The organism is Streptomyces sp. NPDC048483 (assembly GCF_040651455.1).
Taxonomy (GTDB): domain Bacteria; phylum Actinomycetota; class Actinomycetes; order Streptomycetales; family Streptomycetaceae; genus Streptomyces.
In genome coordinates, this window is the sequence record NZ_JBEZJZ010000257.1 from 1 (window position 1) to 1,494 (window position 1,494).

Genomic DNA, 1,494 nt, shown 5'->3' on the forward strand with positions numbered 1-1,494 from the left:
GCCTCACCGGTGAGCGTCGAGATCACAGGAATCTGCGGCGCCCCGTACGTCAACCGCTCCGCTACCCGGGCAAACTCCTCCAGCATGCCGTCCATCCGATGCGAGTGAAACGCATGCGAAACCCGCAGCCGATTCGTCCTACGGCCCTGTCGCTTCGCCCACTCCCGCACAGCCTCCACCGCATCGACATCACCAGAGACGACCACCGAGTCAGGTCCGTTGACCGCGGCAAGCCACACCGACTCACCCAGCAGCGGTGCGACCTCCTCCTCGCGGGCCTGGACAGCCAACATCGCCCCGCCCTCGGGCAGCGCCTGCATCAGCCGACCCCGCGCAGCAACCAGCGTGCACGCGTCCTCGAGGGACAGCACGCCGGACACATGCACCGCCGCCAGCTCACCCACCGAATGACCGATGAGTACATCCGGCGCGATACCGAAGGACTCCAGCAACCGGAAGAGCGCCACCTCGACCGCGAACAACCCGGCCTGCGCATGAACGGTCTGGTTCAGCGCGTCCTCATCCTCACCCCACACCACCCCACGCACAGACGAACCCAACGCCCGCTCCAACTCCCCACAGACAGCATCGAAGGCATCCGCGAAAACAGGGAACCGGTCGTACAACTCCCGCCCCATACCAAGCCGCTGCGCACCCTGACCCGAGAACAACACCCCCACCCGGCCAGCACCAGCCGCGACCTCTCCCCGCACCACACCCGCGGCCGGCTCACCATCCGCGAGCGCCCCCAACCCCGCCAGCAACGCCTCACGGTCCGCACCGACCACCGCCGCCCGGTGATCAAAACTCGCCCGCGTCACCGCCAACGAGAAGCCCACATCCACCGGCGACAACTCCGGCCGCTCCACCAAGAAGCTGTGCAGCCGCCGCGCCTGCGCCCGCAACCCCGCCTCAGACCTCGCCGACACCACCCACGGCACCGCCCCACCAGCAGGAACAACCGAGCCCACCCCACCGGCGGCAGACTCCTCCTCCACAACCGGAGGCTGCTCCAAGATCACATGCGCGTTCGTGCCGCTGATCCCGAAGGAGGAGACACCCGCACGGCGGAGTTGCCCGGTCTTAGGCCAGGCAGTCTCGTCGGTGAGCAGCCGGACCTGACCAGCGTCCCAATCGATGTGCGACGAGGGCTCGTCCACGTGCAGCGTCTTCGGCAGCACGCCGTGCTGCATCGCCAGCACCATCTTGATGATGCCCGCCACACCCGCGGCGGCCTGGGTGTGGCCGATGTTGGACTTGATCGACCCCAGCCACAACGGCTGTTCAGCCGAACGCTCCTGCCCATACGTCGCCAGCAGCGCCTGCGCCTCGATCGGATCACCCAGCTTGGTACCCGTACCGTGCGCCTCCACCACATCCACATCCGCACCGGACAACCGCGCGTTCGCCAACGCCTGCCGAATCACCCGCTGCTGCGACGGACCATTCGGCGCCGTCAAACCATTCGACGCACCATCCTGATTCACCGCCGAA

The 1,494-nt window shown here is 67.5% G+C and carries 1 protein-coding gene; it reads right to left on the minus strand.

The features are described 5' to 3' along the window. Positions 1-1,494 (minus strand): type I polyketide synthase (locus AB0D04_RS42670; RefSeq protein ID WP_362712879.1); only part of this gene is annotated, 1,494 nt, incomplete at both ends.